This window comes from Phenylobacterium sp. (assembly GCF_030698145.1).
Taxonomy (GTDB): Bacteria; Pseudomonadota; Alphaproteobacteria; order Caulobacterales; family Caulobacteraceae; genus Phenylobacterium.
The window spans coordinates 32,411-51,391 of the sequence record NZ_JAUYNW010000048.1 but is presented as its reverse complement, the minus strand read 5'-3'; the positions used below and the strand labels follow the sequence as shown (position 1 = coordinate 51,391).

The 18,981-nt window shown below is 69.0% G+C and carries 19 protein-coding genes; 13 read left to right on the top strand and 6 right to left on the bottom strand.

Annotation, left to right across the window (positions count from 1 at the left end):
- Positions 1 to 52: 52 nt before the first annotated feature.
- The 3 genes from Q8Q77_RS06715 to Q8Q77_RS06705 all read left to right on the top strand — a co-directional run bounded on the left by Q8Q77_RS06715 (position 53) and on the right by Q8Q77_RS06705 (position 2,598).
- Entirely contained in the window at positions 53 to 646 is a 594-nt protein-coding gene (locus Q8Q77_RS06715; RefSeq protein WP_305582428.1) for a TetR/AcrR family transcriptional regulator, read from the top strand.
- A gap of 75 nt (positions 647 to 721) precedes the next feature.
- Positions 722 to 904, top strand: coding sequence for a CsbD family protein (locus Q8Q77_RS06710; protein WP_305582426.1), 183 nt, complete (start codon positions 722 to 724; stop codon positions 902 to 904).
- Between the two features lie 101 nt (positions 905 to 1,005).
- Positions 1,006 to 2,598 (top strand): amidase, encoded by a 1,593-nt coding sequence (locus tag Q8Q77_RS06705; RefSeq protein ID WP_305582424.1) that lies wholly within the window; start codon positions 1,006 to 1,008, stop codon positions 2,596 to 2,598.
- 10 nt (positions 2,599 to 2,608) lie between these two features.
- Here the strand turns inward: Q8Q77_RS06705 and Q8Q77_RS06700 are convergent, their stop codons facing one another.
- Both Q8Q77_RS06700 and Q8Q77_RS06695 read right to left on the bottom strand, forming a co-directional pair.
- Positions 2,609 to 3,223, bottom strand: a complete 615-nt coding sequence (locus tag Q8Q77_RS06700) for a carbonic anhydrase (RefSeq protein ID WP_305582422.1) — start codon at positions 3,221 to 3,223, stop codon at positions 2,609 to 2,611.
- Between the two features lie 65 nt (positions 3,224 to 3,288).
- The gene (locus Q8Q77_RS06695) at positions 3,289 to 3,561 is read right to left on the bottom strand and encodes a hypothetical protein (RefSeq protein WP_305582420.1); all 273 of its coding nucleotides are present in this window, start codon (positions 3,559 to 3,561) and stop codon (positions 3,289 to 3,291) included.
- A gap of 177 nt (positions 3,562 to 3,738) precedes the next feature.
- Here Q8Q77_RS06695 and Q8Q77_RS06690 point away from each other — a divergent pair, with 177 nt between their 5' ends.
- Entirely contained in the window at positions 3,739 to 4,602 is an 864-nt protein-coding gene (locus Q8Q77_RS06690; protein ID WP_305582418.1) for a dienelactone hydrolase family protein, read from the top strand.
- A 7-nt stretch (positions 4,603 to 4,609) separates the two neighbouring features.
- On the opposite strand, the gene Q8Q77_RS06685 is transcribed toward Q8Q77_RS06690, so the two are convergent.
- The gene (locus Q8Q77_RS06685) at positions 4,610 to 5,029 is read right to left on the bottom strand and encodes a glyoxalase/bleomycin resistance/extradiol dioxygenase family protein (RefSeq protein ID WP_305582416.1); all 420 of its coding nucleotides are present in this window, start codon (positions 5,027 to 5,029) and stop codon (positions 4,610 to 4,612) included.
- Positions 5,030 to 5,188: 159 nt separating this feature from the next.
- Between Q8Q77_RS06685 and Q8Q77_RS06680 the strand changes: the two genes are divergently transcribed.
- From Q8Q77_RS06680 to Q8Q77_RS06655, 6 genes are all read left to right on the top strand, one after another.
- Positions 5,189 to 5,857 carry a dihydrofolate reductase family protein gene (locus Q8Q77_RS06680; RefSeq protein WP_305582414.1) on the top strand — a complete coding sequence of 223 codons (669 nt, stop codon included), beginning with the start codon at positions 5,189 to 5,191 and terminating at the stop codon, positions 5,855 to 5,857.
- Positions 5,854 to 7,080 (top strand): iron-containing redox enzyme family protein, encoded by a 1,227-nt coding sequence (locus Q8Q77_RS06675; RefSeq protein WP_305582412.1) that lies wholly within the window; start codon positions 5,854 to 5,856, stop codon positions 7,078 to 7,080. Before Q8Q77_RS06680 ends, Q8Q77_RS06675 begins: the two co-directional genes overlap by 4 nt.
- 5 nt (positions 7,081 to 7,085) lie before the next feature.
- Complete coding sequence (locus Q8Q77_RS06670; RefSeq protein WP_305582410.1) at positions 7,086 to 7,343, top strand: Rieske 2Fe-2S domain-containing protein; 258 nt, start codon at positions 7,086 to 7,088, stop codon at positions 7,341 to 7,343.
- Positions 7,340 to 7,942, top strand: a complete 603-nt coding sequence (locus tag Q8Q77_RS06665) for a CDP-alcohol phosphatidyltransferase family protein (protein ID WP_305582408.1) — start codon at positions 7,340 to 7,342, stop codon at positions 7,940 to 7,942. The genes Q8Q77_RS06670 and Q8Q77_RS06665 overlap by 4 nt, the downstream gene beginning before the upstream one ends.
- A 3-nt stretch (positions 7,943 to 7,945) precedes the next feature.
- On the top strand, positions 7,946 to 9,091 hold the full coding sequence (locus Q8Q77_RS06660) for a GTP cyclohydrolase II (protein WP_305582406.1): 1,146 nt from the start codon (positions 7,946 to 7,948) through the stop codon (positions 9,089 to 9,091).
- Positions 9,092 to 9,188: 97 nt separating this feature from the next.
- A complete protein-coding gene (locus Q8Q77_RS06655) occupies positions 9,189 to 10,121 on the top strand; it encodes a hypothetical protein (RefSeq protein WP_305582404.1) in 933 nt (310 codons plus the stop codon).
- A gap of 5 nt (positions 10,122 to 10,126) precedes the next feature.
- Here the strand turns inward: Q8Q77_RS06655 and Q8Q77_RS06650 are convergent, their stop codons facing one another.
- Together Q8Q77_RS06650 and Q8Q77_RS06645 are read right to left on the bottom strand one after the other, a co-directional pair.
- On the bottom strand, positions 10,127 to 10,513 hold the full coding sequence (locus tag Q8Q77_RS06650) for a response regulator (protein WP_305582403.1): 387 nt from the start codon (positions 10,511 to 10,513) through the stop codon (positions 10,127 to 10,129).
- Between the two features lie 5 nt (positions 10,514 to 10,518).
- Entirely contained in the window at positions 10,519 to 13,806 is a 3,288-nt protein-coding gene (locus Q8Q77_RS06645) for an ATP-binding protein (protein ID WP_305582401.1), read from the bottom strand.
- Between the two features lie 207 nt (positions 13,807 to 14,013).
- Here Q8Q77_RS06645 and Q8Q77_RS06640 point away from each other — a divergent pair, with 207 nt between their 5' ends.
- The 3 genes from Q8Q77_RS06640 to Q8Q77_RS06630 all read left to right on the top strand — a co-directional run bounded on the left by Q8Q77_RS06640 (position 14,014) and on the right by Q8Q77_RS06630 (position 17,743).
- On the top strand, positions 14,014 to 15,825 hold the full coding sequence (locus tag Q8Q77_RS06640) for a VWA domain-containing protein (RefSeq protein ID WP_305582400.1): 1,812 nt from the start codon (positions 14,014 to 14,016) through the stop codon (positions 15,823 to 15,825).
- A gap of 185 nt (positions 15,826 to 16,010) precedes the next feature.
- A complete protein-coding gene (locus Q8Q77_RS06635; protein WP_305582398.1) occupies positions 16,011 to 16,436 on the top strand; it encodes a CBS domain-containing protein in 426 nt (141 codons plus the stop codon).
- Between the two features lie 86 nt (positions 16,437 to 16,522).
- Complete coding sequence (locus Q8Q77_RS06630) at positions 16,523 to 17,743, top strand: glycosyltransferase (RefSeq protein ID WP_371130421.1); 1,221 nt, start codon at positions 16,523 to 16,525, stop codon at positions 17,741 to 17,743.
- 6 nt (positions 17,744 to 17,749) lie between these two features.
- Here Q8Q77_RS06630 and Q8Q77_RS06625 read toward each other — a convergent pair whose 3' ends face one another.
- Complete coding sequence (locus tag Q8Q77_RS06625; RefSeq protein WP_305582396.1) at positions 17,750 to 18,976, bottom strand: acyl-CoA dehydrogenase family protein; 1,227 nt, start codon at positions 18,974 to 18,976, stop codon at positions 17,750 to 17,752.
- Positions 18,977 to 18,981 lie beyond the last annotated feature (5 nt).

Below are 18,981 nucleotides of genomic sequence, written 5' to 3'. Positions count from 1 at the left end.
GTCACTACCGCTCAAAGAGCACGATCGGTCACTTTCTGTCAAGCGGGGAGGCTTGGCTTTGCGCAAGGGCGACGCCACCAAGGCGCGGATTCTCGATGAGACCGCGCGACAGGCCGCAGTGAAGGGCTTTGGGGCGGTCAGCCTCAATGACGTGGCCGAGGCCGTGGGCCTCTCCAAGAGCGGCCTCTTCAAGCATTTCGAGTCCAAGGAAGTGATGGAGCTGGCGACCCTAGACCGGGGTTTCGACCGCTTCGTGGACTTCATATTGGGCCCCGCCGAGGCCTTGCCCCCGGGCCGGCCGCGCGTGGAAATGGTCTTCGATCGCTGGCTCGACTGGTCCGAGGTGGAGAACGCCGCCGGCGGCTGCCTGATCGTGGCCGCCAGCGTCGAGCTGGACGACCAGCCCGGTCCGCTACGCGACCTCCTGATCCGCCGCGTCAAGCAGTGGCGCAAGGCGCTGACCCGCGAGGCGAAGGCGCTGCGCGATCCCGAGCTCTCCGACGAGGAGGCCGCCGTCGTGGTTTTCCAGATGAAGAGCTATGTCCTGGGCCAGGCCGACGCCAAGCGGCTGATGGGGGATTCCACAGCGCGCAAGGTCGCCTGTGCCGCCTTCGCCGCCCTGCTGGACCGCACGGCCGCCGGCTAGGAACCGAACCGCCCGCCCACGCGTAGTTCTGACCGGGGCCGCTCCTCTGGCCCCGTATTCCGAAGGATCACGCCGATGCACAAAGACCAGATCAAGGGCGCCGCCAAGGACGCCGCGGGCTCGATCAAGCAAGCCGCCGGCAAGGCCACGGGCAATGAGCGCCTCGAAGCCGAAGGGACCGCCGACAAGATTTCCGGCAAGATCCAGCAGGGCGTCGGCAATCTCAAGGACGCCGCCCGCGACGCGCTGAAGCACTAGCGCCGGGTAGCCAGTTTCCGACAGGGCCGCGCTCTCCAGGCGCGGCCCTTGTCATGTCCGCCCCGGCGCCGCTCCATGGGAACTCAGCGGTGGGGCGTGACATGAAGATCCTGGCGGGCCTGACGATGGCGATGACCCTGGCGGCCGGAACAGCGGCGGCGAACGACCTGGCCTTCGGGTCCTTCGCCCAGCAGCAGCAGGCCATGACGACAGGCGCGACCACGTCGGAGAGCTTGACCCGGTCCTATCTCGCCCGCATCGCGGCGATGAACCGCGAGGGCCCGAGGCTCAATGCGGTCATCGCGATCAACCACCACGCGCTCGCCGACGCCCGCAAGCTGGACGCCGAGCGCAAAGCCGGCAAGCTCCGAGGCCCCCTGCACGGCGTGCCGATCCTGCTGAAGGACAATATCGAATCCTGGGACGGCACGGCCACTACCGCCGGCTCCCTGGCGCTGAAGGACAACGTGCCCGAGCGCGACGCACCCCTGGTCCGCCGCCTGACCGACGCAGGCGCCGTGATCCTAGGCAAGGCCAACCTCTCGGAATGGGCCAATTACCGCTCGTCACGCTCGATCAGTGGCTGGAGCGCCGTCGGCGGCCTGGTGCGCAATCCCCACGCCCTGGACCGCGGGGCCTGCGGCTCGTCCTCCGGCTCCGGCGCGGCGGTGTCGGCGGGGCTGGCGGCCGGCGCCGTCGGCACCGAGACCGACGGCTCGATCACCTGCCCGGCGGCCATGAACGGCGTGGTGGGGCTCAAACCCACCGTGGGCCTGATCTCGCGCACCCACGTGGTGCCGATTTCCGCCAGCCAGGACACCGCCGGCCCGATGACCCGCAATGTCGCCGACGCCGCGGCCATGCTGAGCGCTCTGGCCGGATCCGATCCGGCCGACCCGGCCACCCGGGAGGCCGACGCCCGTCGGACCGACTATCTCGCGGCCCTGGACGCTGGCGCCCTGAAGGGCGCGCGGATCGGGATTCTGCGCAACATGGCCGGGCGCCACCCGGGGATCGACGCGGTCTATGACAAGGCCCTGAGCGCCATGAAGGCGGCCGGCGCGGTGCTGGTGGAGGTCAACGCTCCGAGCACCACTGCGATCGCGGCGGCCGAGGAGCTGGTGCTGCGGGTGGAGTTCAAGGCCGGCGTCAACGCCTACCTGGCCAGCACCTCGCCCGAGCAGGTCAAGACCCGCACCCTGGCCGACCTCATCGCCTTCAACGAGGCCCATGCGGATCAGGAGATGCCGCTGTTCGGCCAGGAAACCTTCAAGACCGCCCAGGCGGCGGTCGGCCTCGACGACCCCACCTATCTCAAGGCCCGCGACGACGGCCGGCGCCTGGCCGGTCCCGATGGGATCGACAAGTGGTTGAAGGACGCCAATGTCGAGGTGCTGGTGGCGGTCACCGGGGGCCCGGCGCCCCGCGTCGACCCGGTGGTCGGCAGCCGCTGGCTTGGCTCGTTCTCCAGCCCGCCGGCCGTGGCGGGCTATCCGCACCTGACCGTGCCCATGGGCGAGGTGTCGGGCCTACCGGTGGGGTTGTCCTTCATCGGAACCGCCTGGTCGGAGGCGCGGCTGCTGTCGCTAGGTTACGCCTACGAACAGGCGACCCACGCTCGCTTGACGCCGACCTTCGCGCCATCCGTCGACCTGCGGCCCGAAATCGTCGGCGCCTATGACGTGAAGCCCTGAGGGCCGAGCCCTAGTCCAGCCGGGCCAGGTCGTCGGAGCAGGTTATTGTTACGTCCAGGTCGGTGACCAGGCCGTTGGCCAGCGAATAGACCCAGCCATGCACGCAGACATCCTGGCCGCGCGCCCAGGCGTCCTGGACGAAGACGTCGGAGGCCACGTTTCGCACCTGGCGGACCACGTTCAGCTCGCACAGGCGGTCCAGGCGCGCGCTTTCCTCGGGGATCGCCTCCAGCTCATGGCGGTGCGCCTGATGGACTTCGCGGATCGGGTGCAGCCAGTGATCGACCAGGCCGCGCCGTTGGCCGTCCACCGCCGCGGCCACGCCGCCGCAGCCGTAGTGGCCCACCACCATCACGTGCTTCACCTTCAACACGTCGACGGCGAACTGCAGCACAGACAGGTAGTTGGCGTCCTGCGGCGGGGCAAGGTTGGCGACGTTGCGGTGCACGAACAGTTCGCCGGGATCGAGATCGACGATCTCATTGGCCGGCACACGGCTGTCGGAACAGCCGATCCACAGGTACTCAGGCGCCTGCTGATTGGCCAGCCGCTTGAAGAACCCGGCGTCGGCCGAGAGCATCCGCTCAGCCCAGGCCCGGTTGTTGGCCTTCAGATGTTCCAGCATGGCGCTGCCCTTAGGGCCAACGGCCCGAGGCCACAAGACGTCGCGTCAAGTTGAGGCCGGCGGGCTCAGCGCCGCGCCATGATCGCCTCGAGCGTACGGCCCCTGGCCGCGCTGTCCTCGCTCAGCCGGCGTGCAATGTCCCGTACCCCGGGAGGATAGGCCTCGCCGCCCTGGGCGATCTCGTCGGCGATACGCTGCATCGCCAACAGATTGGCCTCCAGCAGATCGACGTGCTCGCGGGCCAGGCTGCGCGCCTCGGCCTGGAGCTGACGGACCCGCTCGCTCAGGCTGGCCGGCGCGGCCGGACTTGCGGCCACCACATGGAGGGATGCTGACATCGCTGCTGTTCCTGTGGGCGCCGTGGGTTTCACGGCCGTTGCCGCCTTGATGACGCCCAGCCCCTGAACGCGTCCTGAGGCTCAGGTTAGCTGGCGTTCAGGAACCGCCTTCCCCTCGCCGACACATCCGCGCAACATTCGGGGCCAAGCTTTGCGGCAAAGCTGAGGAGACCCCACATGTGTGACGACGACATCCACCAGGGCCTGATCGACGATCCGTCGGTCTCGCGCCGTGCCTTCGGCCTGATGACCGTGGCCGCCGTCGGCGTCGCGGGCTCGGCTCGAGCCGCCGTCCCGGTGGTCGAGAAGGACGTCGAGGTGAAGACACTCGACGGCGTGGCGGACGCGGCCCTCTACTTCCCGCAGGGTAAAGGCTCCTGGCCCGCCGTGGTGATCTGGCCCGACGTGGTCAGCCTGCGCCCGGCCTTCCGCGAAATGGGCCGCCGGCTCGCCGCCGAGGGCTATGTGGTGCTGGTCCCCAACCTCTATTACCGCCTTAAGCGCGCGCCGGTCGTCGAAGGCGGCTTCAACTTCGCCAACCCCGAGGACCGCGCCAAGCTCGGCCCCCTGCGCGCCAGCGTGACACCTGAGGGCACCGACCGCGACGCGGCGGCCTATCTCGCCTTCCTCGACGCCCAACCCCAGACCAACAAGAAGAGGAAGGTCGGAACCCAAGGCTACTGCATGGGCGGGCCGCTGGCCTTCCGCACCGCCGGCGCCGTGCCCGCCCGGGTGGGCGCGGTGGCGAGCTTCCATGGCGGAGGCCTGCACACCGACCAGCCGACCAGCCCCCACCTCACCCTGACCAAGAGCCACGCCGAGTACCTCGTCGCCGTCGCCGACAACGACGACAAGCAGGACCCGACCGCCAAGGACAAGATCAAGGCCGCCCTCGAAGCCGCCAAGCGGCCGAACAAGGTCGAGGTCTATGAGGGCGCCGCTCACGGTTGGACGGTCAAGGGCAGCCAAGTCTACAACGAGCCTGCCGCCGAGAAGGCCTGGAGCGAACTCCTGACCCTCTACAAGCGCGCGCTCAGCTAGGAGGCCGTCAGGCCTGCTGGTTCATTGACCAGGTGACGCCGAAGGGGTCGCGGACCTCGCCATAGATGTCGCCCCAGAACATCTTCTCGGGCTTCACGGTGGCCTCGGCGCCGGCGTCCACGGCGCGCTTGTACCAGGTCTGGATGTCGCTCACCGGCAGCATCAGGGTGTAGCCCTGGGCGGGCAGCGCGGGCTGGCCGTGCTCGGGATAGCCGTCGCTCAGCATGAGCGAGCCGCCGTTGAGATAGAGGTGGATGTGCATGGTCCGGCCCTGTTCGTCGGGCGGATATTGCGCGGCGATCACCGCGCCGAACGCCTTCTCGTAGAAAGCCGCGGCCTTGGTCGCGCCGTCGATGCTCAAATACGGCACGACGCCGCCCTTCACTTCGACGGCGGCAGGGGCCTTGGGATCGATGGTGTCGGTCATGGAGATCTCCTTTCGGGCTTGTTCGTAACTGAGGACGAACGGGCGAAGGTCCGACCGACAGGCCGGCGAGAACTTTTCCAATCGTCCGTGCCGCAACAAAGCCCCAGACCAAGCGTTGCAATGGCGACAGGCCAAACAGCCATCCGCCACGGGAAGCCGATGCTCGAGATCACCACCCTGTCCGAACTGACGATCGATGGAAAACTGTCCCTGGGCCCGGGCGCTTCCAGCAAGGACCTCTTCGCCTTCTATGGCGACGATCTGCGGGCCTGGTTCCATGAGCAACGGGCCCTGCATGACGCCATCATGGTCGGCGCCGGCACGGTGCGCAGCGACGACCCCGAGCTCACCGTCCGTTATGCGGAAGGCCGCGACCCGTTGCGGGTGGTCCCGGCCTCGATGGGCGCCCTGCCTCTGGACTCGCGCCTACTGAACGATGGCCGCCCCACCCTGGTGGCGGTCTGCGATCTCGCCCCGGACGAGGTGGTGGCAGCCCTGCGCGCCAAGCCAACGGTCGAGGTGGTCCGCTGTGGCGAGGACCGCGTCGACCTGGCCGCCCTCATGGCCCTGCTCCACTCCCGCGGGATCAGGACCCTGATCGCGGAGGGCGGTTCGCGCCTGCTGCACAGTCTGTTCGAGGCGCAGATGGTCTCGCGGATCGTCATCAAGCACATCCCCGTCATCTCGGGCGCGGCCGACGCTCCGACCTTCCTGCGGGCCGGCGATGGCGCATCGGCGCTCTCCCTGTCCCGCTGGCGGCTCACCGACTGGTTCATCAAGAGCGGCGTCGGGGTGTCGGTTTATCGGCCCCTGCAGGTGGCGGGATGATCGGCGCGGCCCAGATCGCCGAGATCGGCGGACACCTCGCCGTCCGGGCCGGGACCGATCCGCCCGCCGCCTGGGACCTGCGCATCGACGCCGGTGAGGCAGGATGGGACACCGACCCCGCCCGGCTGCGCCACGCCAAGCACCAGGCTCTGATGCGCGCCTACCAGGCGCGTTACATGCTGCTTCCCGAGGATGCGGGCGGCGGCTCGATCCTGGCGCGCTTGCGCCGCCATTACGATCCCGCCGAGATGGCCCGGCTCGAGGCCTTGCGCGCCGAGCTTGAGCATGAGCTCCTGGCCCCCGCGCTTGAGACGGCCAAGCAGGCCGCGCATGGCCGCAACCTCGCCGCCTATGCCGACGCCCTCCTGCCGGAACTGCGCGCGCGACCTGAGGACGCCTTCACGGCCTTCCTGCGGACCAGCCCGCAGCGAGAGGCCCACTACCGGAACTTCCTGATCCAGTCCTCCGCCGACCTGCTGGCCGAGGCTTCGGCCTCGGCGCTGGGGGTGGTAGGCGAGTTCGGCGCGCCGCAATCGGCCCTGTTCCGCATCCTGATCGACGAGTTCGGCTATGGCGCCCATGGGCGTAAGCACAGCGTGCTCTACCGCGCCGTCATGCGCGATTTCGGCCTGTCGGACACCTACAACGCCTATTGGCCGTTCTTCGACACCGCCGCGCTCGAGCTGCACAACGCCATCCACCACCTGTTCCAGAACCCACGCAATTTCTTCCTACAGGTCGGGTTCCTGCTGTTCGCCGAGACCGCCTACCAGCGCTCCACCCGCGACCACGCCCGCTATCTGGCGGAATTCCACCCCGACGCGGACGCCCGCTATTTCGCCGAACACACCCATATCGACCTGCACCACACCCGCATGGTCATCGACGAGGTCGCCGTGCCCCTGGTCGAGACCTACGGCGAAGAGGTTGGGGCGGAGATCGTCGCCGGCGCCGAGCTGACGCGATCGGCCTTCGCCCGCGCCGGCGAGCACATGCTGGCGGTCAGCCAGGCCTTCGACGCCGCCGCCGAGGCGGGCCTGGCCGCCTCCGCTCCGCCCGACCTGGCGATGCTGGGTGTGGCTATCACGCCCACGGCGGCGGCCCGGCTCGGCGCAGCGCCGGCGCGCATCCAGGTCGGCGGCCTGGGCCTGGTCCTCAGCGCCGCGGCCTTCGCAGCCTTCCCGCCCGGCGCCGTCGGCCGGACCCTCGGCGTGGGGGCCTGAGCGCCATGGCCGCGAGCTGGATCGCCGCCGACCTGCCGCCCATCTACCGCGACGGACGGGAGTATTTCCTGCTGGGCCACGATGACCGGCTCTATCTGGTGCTCAACCGCTGCCCCCATCGCGGCGGCCCGCTGAAGTTCGGCTTCGTCAACGGCGACGACGAGATCGTCTGCCCCCTGCACCACGGCGTCTTCAAGATCGCCCAACTCGTCGCCCAGGCCTCGACCATCCGCCTGGACGAACAACCCGCAACAGCGCCGTGACCGCCTTCTGGCGCCGGGTGCTGACCGAGGAAGGCCACCTCAAGCTGGCCAATCTGGTGACCCTCTCGCGCGCCATGCTGATCGCGCCGATTTTCGGCCTGCTGGCGGCGGGCCAGGCGCAGGCGGCCCTGGCGCTCTACGGCCTGGCGGCGGCGACTGACCTGATCGACGGTTGGCTGGCGCGGCGCAGCGGCCGGGCCTCGGCCTTCGGCGCCCAGCTCGACGCCGTGGTCGACAACCTGTTCTCCCTGGCCATTCTGGGTTTCCTGCTGATGGCCTATCCCGGCCTCGCCGAGCGCCATACAGCGGCGCTCGTGGCGCTGTTCGGCGGGCCGCTGGTCTATCTGGCGGTCTCGTGGCTGTTGCGGCGCCGGTTCCTGATGTTCCACTTCTGGTCTGCCAAGGCCGGCGCCGTGCTGCTGTTCTGCCTCTGGCCGTTGATCGCGCTCAGCGGCTCGGAGGCCTGGCTCCCGGCCGCAGCGGCTCTGGTGGGCCTGAGCCGCCTGGAGCAGATCGTCTACATCCTGCGCGGCGGCCAGGACCTCGATGCGCCCCACGGCCTGGCCCAGCCGCGCCCTGTCCTGCTGATGAAGGAATAGGCGATGACCCGTCCGCCTGAGATCTCGTGGGGTGCGCCGACCCCCCGCTTGCGCGGCCCTGTGGTGGCCGGCCTCGACGCTGGGCGGGCGCGCAACGCCATCGGCGTCCACGCCGGGACCTTCAGCGCATACCAGGCCCTGGCGGCAGCCACCGGCGCCCTATCGGCGCATCATCGGCCGAACCTCGCCGGGACCGCGCCCAGCGTGGAGATCGGCCCCTTCGCCCAATGGTCGGAGCCCGGCAAGATCGTCACGCTCGATCCCTGGGGCCACCGGGTGGCCGAGGTGTTCGCTCCCGAGTTCAAGGCGGGCCTCGATATCCGGCCCAGCATCGCGGTGACCGGCGGCAGCCTGCGGATGGCCGAGATCAACGACGCCGTGGACCTGGGCCGGCTGCGTCCCGACGGGCGCGTGCTGAACCGGGCCGGCGACATCGCGGTGACCAAGATCGCCATCGAGCCGGTCTGGTGGCTGCCGGGAGTCGCCGCCCGCTTCGGCCTGGCCGAGAGCGCCCTGCGCGAGGCCTTGTTCCGCTGCTCCGACGGCATGTACCCGGCGCTCAAGACCGATCCGGACCGCAAGGTCTTCCTGCCGCCCATCGGCGGGACCAGCATCTATCTGTTCGGCGACCCCGCCCTGCTGCATGCAAACGACCGGCAGGTCTCCTGCCGCGTCCACGACGAATGCGGCGGCTCCGATGTCTTCGGCTCGGACCTCTGCACCTGCCGCCCCTATCTCGCCCTGGGGGTGGAGGAGGCGGTGCGCATGGCGCAGGCTGGCGGGCTGGGTGTGGTGGTCTACAACCGCAAGGAAGGCCGCGCCCTGGGCGAGGTGGTGAAGCTGTTGGTCTACAACGCCCGCGCCCGCGCCGTCGGTGGCGACCGGGCCGAAGCTTATTTCGACCGCACCATCGAGGTGGCCGGGATTTGCGACGCGCGCTTCCAGGCGCTGTCGGTCGATGTGCTGCATTGGCTGGGCCTGAAGCGTATCGACCGCTGGATCTCGATGAGCAACCTGAAGACCGACGCCGTCACCGCCGCCGGCGTCGAGATCGTCACCCAGGTCGCCCTGCCCGACGATATGGTCCCCGCCCGCGCCGGCGTCGAGATCAGCGCCAAGCGAGCGTCGGGATACTATTCAGGCGCGTGATGGCCTTTGGCGCGGCGCGGAGGCAATTCAGTACGTCCTGACTGTTCACGTCGCGCGTGGCTGGCGGGGCGACCCCGTACTGCGCTAGGCTAGGTCCATGGCGAAAACACCGTTCGGCGCAAAACTGGAACTGGTGCTGAAGGTCTTCTCGATGAGCCGCGCTCAGCTCGCGGCGGACCTCGCGGTCGACAAGTCGGTGATCGGCCGCTGGGTCTCGGGCGCCGTGGCGCCGGCGACCCACAACATGGCCCACCTGACCCGCTACATCGCCGGCAGACGGCCCGGGTTCACGATGCTGGACTGGGATCGGGCGATGCCCGATTTCGCCGATCTGTTCGGCGTTCAACCGCCGGGCCCGGACGGCGCGGGCCACGGCATCGTCCTGCCCATCATGGGGCAGATCAAGAGCGCCACCGAAACCTGCGCCACCGACCTCGAGTGCTTCTTCCAGACCACGCGCCCGGCGGAGGCCGCGCCGGGGCGCTTCCTCCACGACCAGGGCATGCTCCGGCTCGGAGACGACGGCCTGCTCGAAGTCCGCATGGGAATCCGCGAAACCGTATATGCAGGCTGGCTCTTCCCCATTCGCGGCAAGCTCTTCTGCATCGCCACCGACGCCGTGAGCGGCGCCCTGGTCTTCGCGATCTTCAGCACGCCCCCGCCAGGGCGCGTCCAGCGCCTGGACGGTGTGAGCCTCGGCATCGGCGCCGGCTCACTGCCCGGCATCACGGCGGCCACGATCATGCTCGACCGGATCGGCGACCTCTCCGGCGACGCCGAGGCCGACGAGCGCCGCTATCAGGAACGGTTGATGCAGAATCCGCTCGCCCCAGAAGGCAGCATACCGGAGGACGTCCTGGCCCATCTCTCGCGCGACTTCGGCCCCGCTCAACTGGCGATGGGTGGCGACCTGTTGCTGCAGATCCCCTTCCACCGCTCGCTTGCGCGCAGCCTCACGCCCGTCGCCAATCCAAAGCCGGCGGACGAGAACCAGGTCGTTCGCCCGCAGTTCGGGCGCGCCAAGCCCTGAACGGCCTAGGAGTCGGGTTTCGTCCGGCCGAGCGCGGTCAGCAGCGCCGCCTCGAGCGCCTTGGCGCTGTAGGGTTTGGCGAGCGCAGGAATGCGAGCGAAGTCCGGCGCGATGCCGGCGACGCCGTAGCCAGTTGAAAACACGAACGGCACGCCGTTGGCGGCCAGCTTCTCGGCGACCGGATAGACCTTCTCGCCGCCCAGATTCACATCGAGGACCGCCGCGTCGAGGGTCCGCGCCGCCGCCTCGACGAAACTCAAGCCGCGCGACACGGTCCCTGCGACGTCCACGACGATGCAGCCCAGGTCGTTCAGCATCTCCTCGATCATCAGCGCGACCATCGCCTCGTCCTCGACGAGCAGGAGCCGGAGGCCCGCGAGCGGCACGGTCATGCTCGTCAAGCCGCCAGACTGAGCTTGGCCGAAAGCGGCAAGCGGATGTGACACCACAAACCTTGGGGCAGGAAGGTGAGCAGCGCCTTGCCGCCCATTTCCCGCGTCAGGCCGCGTTCGATCAAGCGCGAGCCGAATCCGCGCCGGCCGGGAACCTTGACCTCCGGCCCCCCGGATTCACGCCAATCGATAAGGATCGCCTCGCCCCCCGCGTCTGTCGACCAGTCGACATCAACACGGCCGCCGGGAGTCGACAGGGCGCCATACTTGGTCGCGTTCGTGGCCAGTTCGTGGAACGCCATATTGAGGGTGACAGCGGCGTTGGGCCCAAGCCGGACCGGAGGTCCCGACAGGCCGACGCGCAACCTGCCATCGCCCGGAACATGGATTTGAAGGGTGCGCTCGATGACCTCGGCGAGGGACGCGCCCTCCCAGGACGCCTCGGACAGCAGCTCATGGGCCCGCGCGAGGGCATGGATGCGCTCGATGAAGGCCTCGTTGAACGCGGCGGGATGTTCCACATGCCGCAGGGTCTGCATGGCGATCGACTGCACGCTGGCCAGGGTGTTCTTCACCCGGTGGTTGAGCTCGTCGACGAGAAGGCGCTGGTGCTCCTCGGCGGCCTTGCGGGCGGTGATGTCGAGGGAGATGCCGGCCAGGCGGACGGCGCGCCCGTCCTCGAAGGCCGCCCGGCCGCGCGCGAGTATCCAGCCGACCTGCCCGTCGGGCTTGAGTGTCCGGTATTCGACCTCCAGGTCTTCGCCCGTCGAGATCGCCCGGTCGATCGCCGCCTGGCGCTGGTCGCGGTCGTCCGGGTGGACGCGAGCGACGACGTCTTCATAGCGTTCGAACGGATCGTTGGGACCGAGTCCGAAGTTCGCGCGGGAATGGGCAGACGAGACGAACCGTCTTGACGCGAGGTCGAGCTCCCAGCTTCCCAGGCGTCCCGCCTGGAGCGCGAATTCCAGCTGGTCCTGGGTCTGGCGCAGGGCGGCCCTACCCTGCTCTACGGCGATTTGGGCTCGTAGGTCCTGCTCGCGCCCGGCCGCCTCGCGCCTCTGCCGGGCCAGCTTAACCGCCGCGTCTACGCGGGCGCGCAACTCCCGGGCGCTGAACGGCTTGACGAGGTAGTCATCGGCGCCCGCCGCCAGTCCCTCGACCCGCGCTTCTTCGCCCGCGCGCGCCGAAAGCAGGATGACCAACAGGCCATCGAGACCCGGGTCAGACCGCAACGCGGCCAGCAGGCCGAACCCGTCCAGGTCGGGCATCATCACGTCGCTCAACACCAGGTCGGGAGGCGGTCCGCGCCGCACGGCCTCCAGCGCCGCGCGGCCGTTCTCAACCGCCTCGACTTGGTAGCCGCCCTCCTCGAGCAGCCGCTTGACGTATCCGCGCATGTCGGCGTTGTCGTCGGCGAGCACGATGCGCGGCCGGCCTTCGACCGGACCCGCGGCGCTAGGCTGATCGTCGTCCGGGAGCCAGCGCATCGCTTCAGCGACATAGGCGTCGGCATGGATGGCCGTCGGATCCAGCCTCGGTTCGGCGGCGAGGCGCTCAGGCGGCAGGTGATCGGTTCCGAGCGGGATCGTCACGTGAAACGCCGCCCCCTCGCCCAGCCGGCTGCGGACCGCGACCTCCCCGCCATGTAACTTCACCAGTTCCTCGACTAGGGCCAGGCCGATACCGGTGCCTTCGTGGGTTCGGCCCTTCTGGCCCTCGATCCGGTGGAAGCGTTCGAACACGCGCGGCAACTCGGCCTCGGCGATGCCCAGGCCGGTGTCGCGGACGATCAACTCGACCCATCCAGCCACCGCGTTCAGCGTCACGGCGATTTCGCCTTCCAGCGTGAACTTGAAGGCGTTGGAGATCAGGTTGAGGACCACCTTCTCCCACATGTCCCGGTCCACGAAGACCGGCTCGGAAAGCGCCTCGCAGTCCACGACGAGGGTCAGGCCCGCCCGCTCGCAGGCGGAGCGGAAGGTGCTGGCGAGCTCGGCCGTGAGCGTGGCGAGGTCGGTCGATTCGAAGGACGCCTGGGCCCGCCCGGCCTCGATGCGGGAGAAGTCGAGCAGCGAATTGACCAGTTTCAGCAGGCGAAGGGCGTTGCGATGCGCCACCTCCAGGCGCTCGCGCTGCGCGCCCGGCAGGCCGGCGGCCTCATCCAGGGCGTCCTCGATCGGCCCCAGCATCAGGGTGAGCGGCGTTCGGAACTCGTGACTGACATTGGAGAAGAACGCCGTCTTGGCCCGGTCCAGGGCGGTCAGCATCTCCGCGCGCCGGCGTTCCTCCTCGAACGTCCTGGCGTTGGCCAGGCCCGCGGTCACCGCCGCCGCCAGCAGGCTGAAGAAACCGCGATAGGCCTCGTCCAGCGGCAAGCGCGGACTCGCGGCCATGATCAGCAGGGCGGTCGGCAGCCGCGCACCGGCCGTGATGATTGGGAAGGCGAGCGCGGTGTTCGGCGGCTCCTCGTAGGAGCTGCCGGGCGCGCCGGCCAGGCGGGCCGGCACATCCTCGACCTGGACCGCGTCGCGCACGTCGCACAGCGCCTTCACCGGCCAGGGCGAGCTGGAGTTGAGGGTGAGTTCGAGCGGCGCGCCGGCCGTATGTGCTTCCAGCCCGATATGCCCAGCCAGGCGATAGGTCTCGGTGTCGGGCTCCAGATCATAGAGCAGCACGAACGGCAGATCGAACTCACACCCGGTGAAGGTCTCGATGGCCCTGGCATAGACTTCCCGGGTCGTCCGCGCCTCGGCCAGCCGCGCATTGAGGTCGCGCAACAGCCGCGTTCGGCGTTCCGACAAGGTGCTCGCGGTGGTCTCGACGACCGGAAGGAAGACGCCGCCCACGCCGCCGCTCTCATCGCGGATCGGGCTCAACGAGAATGTAAAGAAGGCCTCCTCCAGATAGCCGTTGCGGAACAGGAACATGCGCTGGTTGTCGAGGAACGAGGTCTCGCCCGCGCGCGCGCGATGGAACGGCTCGCCGATGGCCGGCCAGGCCGAGGCCCAGGTCACGTTGTAAGGCTCACCCAGCGAGCGGGGGTGCGCAGCGCCGCACATCACGCGATAGCCGTCGTTGTAGATCTGGTTGAACTGCGGCCCCCAGATGATGTTGATCGGGAAGTTCGAGGCCAGGCACAGGCTCACCGTCGTGCGCAGGCTCTGGGGCCAGTCGTCTATGGGGCCAAGCGGCGACAGCGACCAATCGGTGGAGCGGATGAGGTCCGCCATCTCCCCGCCGCCCGAGAGGAAGTCGCCGTCGCTGAACCTTGCCGAGTCGATCCGACTGTTCATGACGACGCGCCGTACTCCCCCAGGCCTCCGGACGAGTTGTCTGACGCCCGACCACAACCAAAGGGTACGCATAGTTGAGTCACGCGGCAATGGCCGGCTTTGAGTTGAATCTCCCGGATACACCCTCCTCCCGCCGCCGCCGGGTCTACATTCCGCCTCACACGCCGCGCCAAGCTGCACCTTGAGGGGCGAAGGCAGGAGCAGACCATGTCCGGTTCGAAGACGGTCCGTAGCGTATCCCTCGTCGCCTTGGCGGCGCTGATCGCCGCCTCGTCCCCCACCGCGCCGACCGCCCAGCCGGCCTATCGCGACGGGGCGCCCACGCCCGGCGCCTGCGAGACTCTCGGCTTTTCCAGTGTCGCGGAGGAGCGCGACAGTTATCGGGGGCCGCCGCAGATTGGGAGACCAATGCCGCCACCTCCGCCGCCGCGCGCCATCCGGCCCCGGCCGCCCAACACGACGATGCTCGCTGTCCCGCCGGTGGAGTCGCGGATCGAGGAAATGGTGGTCACCGGCGGGCGGTCCCGCTCCTCGGCCTCGGCGGCGGACGCGGCGAAGTACGCCCCCGCGCCATATCCCACACGTCCGCGCGTGGACACCGAGCGCTATCCCGCCGCCCAGGCCAATCCGATCAAGCAGGTGGTCGACGAGCCGGTCTCCACCTTCTCGGTCGATGTGGACACCGCGGCCTATTCTAACGTCCGGCGTTTCCTGACCGACGGCCGCCGGCCGCCCGTCGACGCCGTCCGGGTCGAGGAGCTGGTGAACTATTTCGACTACGGCTATCCGGCCCCCGCCGATCGCGCCGCCCCGTTCCGGCCCTTCGTGGCGGTCACGCCATCGCCCTGGTCGGCCCAGCGCCAGGTGCTGCATGTGGGACTGCAGGGGTATGACGCCCCTCGCGCCGCCCAGCCGCCGCTGAACCTCGTCTTCCTGATCGACACCTCGGGCTCGATGAACCCCGAGGATCGCCTGCCGCTGGCCCGCAAGAGCCTCAACCTGCTGATCGACCAGCTTCGGCCCCAGGACCGGGTGGCGATGGTGGCCTATGCGGGCTCGGCCGGGGCGGTGCTGGCCCCTACTGGCGGACGCCAGAAGCTGAAGATGCGCTGCGCCCTGGAGGCCCTGCATTCCGGCGGCTCGACCGCCGGAGGCGCGGGCCTGGCCCTGGCCTACGGCCTGGCCAGGCAGAACTTCGATCCCGAGGCGGTCAACCGGGTGATCCTGGTCACCGACGGCGATTTCAATGTCGGCGTGGCCGATCCCGCCAAGCTGAAGGACTTCGTGGCCGAGCAGCGCAAGACCGGGGTCTACCTCTCGGTCTACGGCTATGGGCGAGGCAACTACAACGATGTGATGATGCAGACCCTGGCCCAGAACGGCAACGGGACGGCGGCCTATGTCGACACCTTGAACGAGGCCCGAAAACTGTTCCGGGACGACTTCACGGCCTCGCTGTTCCCCATCGCCGATGACGTGAAGATCCAGGTGGAGTTCAACCCCGCCGTGGTCAGCGAATACCGGCTGATCGGCTACGAGACCCGAATGCTGGCCCGCGAGGATTTCAACAACGACCGGGTCGACGCAGGCGAGGTCGGGGCCGGCGCCTCGGTCACCGCGCTTTACGAGATCACGCCGACGGGCGCGGCGCCCTCCAGCGATCCCCTGCGCTACGGCGCGCGGACCCCGCCCCGGCCGTCCGAGGGGCGCGAGATCGCCTTCCTCAAGGTGCGCTACAAGCTGCCGGGCGGCCGGACCTCGCACCTCATGGAACGGCCGATCGGTGCGCGCGACGTCTATGACCGGATCGACGCGGCGCCGGAACCGGCCCGGTGGGCGCTGGCGGTGGCCGGTTTCGGCCAGAAGCTGCGCGGCGATCCCCGGCTCGAGGACCGCTTCGGCTGGCCGCAGGTGGCGGCGCTCGCCCAGGGTGCGCGCGGCGAGGATCCGTTCGGCCTGCGCGCGGAGTTCGTCCAGCTCGTCCGCAACGCCGACACCGCCCGGTCGGTGAACGAATAGAGTCTTGCCCTTGGCTCCGAGGCTCGGTCATCACCTCCTCTCCACCCGCCCTTCGGGGGAGAGGAGGTGAACCCGCAAGGCTGGTGGGCTCCCTCCCCGCCGGGATGACGAAGGGGTGATAGGAAGGTCGGCAACCAAAGCTCGGCTTCCCCGGTTGAGGCTCGAACCCCTCCAGGAGCACTTCGATGAAAGTCAGCGACATCATGTCCCGCGACGTGCAGATCGCGCGCCCCCAGGACTCCATCCAATCGGTGGCCCTGCGGATGAAGGAGATCGACGCAGGCTCCCTGCCGGTCTGCGACGGCGAGCGGGTCTATGGGATGGTCACCGACCGCGACATCGCCATCCGCGCCGTGGCCGAGGGCCGCAGCTTCGAAGGCCCGATCTCGGACATCATGACCGCCGAGGTCGAGTGCGTGTTCGATGACGACGACGCCAAGGAAGCGGCCGGCCGCATGGCCAGCTCCCAGATCCGTCGCCTACCGGTGCTGAACCGCGAAACCAACCGCCTGGTGGGCATCCTCGCCCTTGGCGACATCGCCGGACGGGTGAAAGATTCGACGGCGGGCCAGACTCTCGAAGAAATCAGCGAACAGACTCGCGCGATCTGATATTTTGCCGGCAGGAACGGCGAGGCCGAACCAATCGACCCCGTCGTTCGTTGCATTGATCAACACAGTGCAGAAAGAGGGCGCGGGTGTTTGACGTCACCGATTCCCACACCGAGAACCTGATCCGCTTGAACCCGGCCGACGCGCCCTATTTCGGCGCTCCCGGCCGTGTCGGGTTCCACCTGATCGACACGACCATGATGTACGCCCCCCGCTCAGGCGGGGTGAAGCGCTACCTCCACCAGAAGCGGGCCTGGCTGGCCAAGCGACGGCCGGACATCGGCCACACCCTGGTGGTGCCGGGCGCCACGACGGGGCTCGAGGCCCACGGCATCGTGACCGTGGCCGCCGCCCGCCTGCCGTTCGGCGATGGCTATCGGATGCCCGCCTCCATGGCGAAATGGGAAACGGTGATCCGGATGCTGGAGCCGGACATCATCGAGGCTGGCGACATTTTCGTGCCGGGTCACGCGGCGCTCGAAGCCGGTGAGGCGCTGAACGTACCGGTGGTCGGCTTCTGCCACACCGACGCTGCGGCGCTGGCGGCGATCCATTTCGGCGACTGGGCCGAGGCGCCGGCCATGAAGCGCTGGGCGGCGACCTATCAGCGCTTCGATCGGGTCGTGGCCCCCAGCCGCCACATCGCCGCGCGCCTTGCCGAGGCTGGGGTCGAAAAGGTCAGCGTCCAGCTCCTGGGCGTCGACACCGACCTCTTCCATCCGGCCCGCGCCGACCGCGCCAAGCTGCTGAAGCGGCTAGGCCTGAAGGCCGACGCCCGGCTGCTGGTCTTCGCCGGCCGCCCCGCGCGGGAGAAGAACATCGAGAGCCTGATCTGCGCGGTGGAACGTCTGGGCGAGCCCTATCACCTGCTGCTGATCGGAGCCGGCAAAGACACCCACTATTCGCCGAGGGTGATCCCGCTCGACTACGAACGCGATCCGGCGGCTCTGGCCGGAGTCATCGCCAGTTGCGACGCCCTGGTCCACGCCAATGAGAACGAGCCGTTCGGCCTCGTGGTGCTGGAGGCCCTGGCCGCCGGCCTGCCCGTGGTCGGGCCTTCGCGCGGCGGGATCGCCGAACTGATCGACGAGAGCGTCGGCCAGCAGGCCCGCAGCGTCGATCCGGCCGGCATGGCCGAGGCGATCGAGGCCCTATTCTCCCGCGATCTCGGCCCCATCAAGGCCGCCGCCCGCCGCCGCGCCGAGCAGCGCCACAGTTGGGACAACACCTTCGAGGGCCTGACCAGGATCTATGGCGAGTTGGTCGTCGGCCGCTCGGCCGACGCCCCGATGGCGCTGAGGGCCTAGACGCGCCTAGCGCCCGGTCGGCATGTCCTTGAATGGGATGTCCTTGTCGACTCTGATGTCGCCGGGCAGACCAAGCACGCGCTCGGCGATGATGTTGCGCAGAATCTCGTCGGTGCCGCCGGCGATTCGCAGGCCCGGCGCGAACATCACCGAGGATTGGAAGCCGCCGTGCAGCGGGGCCAGGTCCGGGTCATTGATGATCCCGTACTGATCCAGCATCTCCACCGCGGAATTGCCCAGCTCCTGCATCTGCACCGCCGAGATGATCTTGCCGATCGAGCTCTCCGGCCCGGGCGTCTGACCGCGCGACAGCGCCGTCATGGTCCGGTTGCGGGTGTGCTTCAGGCCCTCGGCCTGGACATACCAGTCGGCCAGTTTCTCGCGCAGGGCCTGGTCCTTCAACGCCGACTGCCCGTCGAGCCCCGGAGTCTCGCGCGCGGTCTCCAGGAACTGCGACCAGCCAGCCCCGGTGGCCCCGCCGACCGCCAGCCGCTCGTTCATCAGGGTGACCAGGCTGACCTTCCAGCCCTCGCCCACCGCGCCCAGCCGCTGGCTGTCCTTGACCCGCACGTCGGTGAAGAACACCTCGTTGAACCCCGAGCCGCCCGACATCTGGTGGATCGGCTTCACCTCGATCCCCGGGTCCTTCATGTCGATCCAGAACATGGTCAGGCCCTTGTGCTTGGGCGCGTCCGGATCGGTCCTGACGACCACGATGCCGTAGTCGGAGAACTGGGCGCCCGTCGTCCACACCTTTTGGCCCGAGATGAGCCAGTCGCCGGAGCCGTCGTCGGCCTTTACCGCCTTGGTCCGCGCCGCGGCCACGTCCGAGCCGCCCGAGGGTTCGGAGAACAGCTGGCACCAGATCTCCTCGCCGCGGATGGCGGGACCAGAGAAGCGATCCTTGGTGTCCTGGTCGGCGAAGTTCATCAGCGTGGGCACGCACATGCCGAGTCCGATCTGGAACGGGTTCGGCGGGATCGGATATTTCGACTCCTCCTGACCGAAGATCACGTTCTGCAGCGGGTTGCCGCCCTGGCCGCCCCATTCCTTGGGCCAGGTGATGCAGGCGTAGCCGGCTGCGGCCTTTTGGGCCTGCCAGGCCTTGGAGGCGGACATGGAGTCGCCGCCCTCGGGATCGGCGCTCACGTGCTGCTTGGGGGCGTTGGCCTCGAGCCAGGCGCGGACCTGGGCGCGGTAGGCGGCTTCTTCGGGGGTGTCGTTGAAGTCCATGTTCC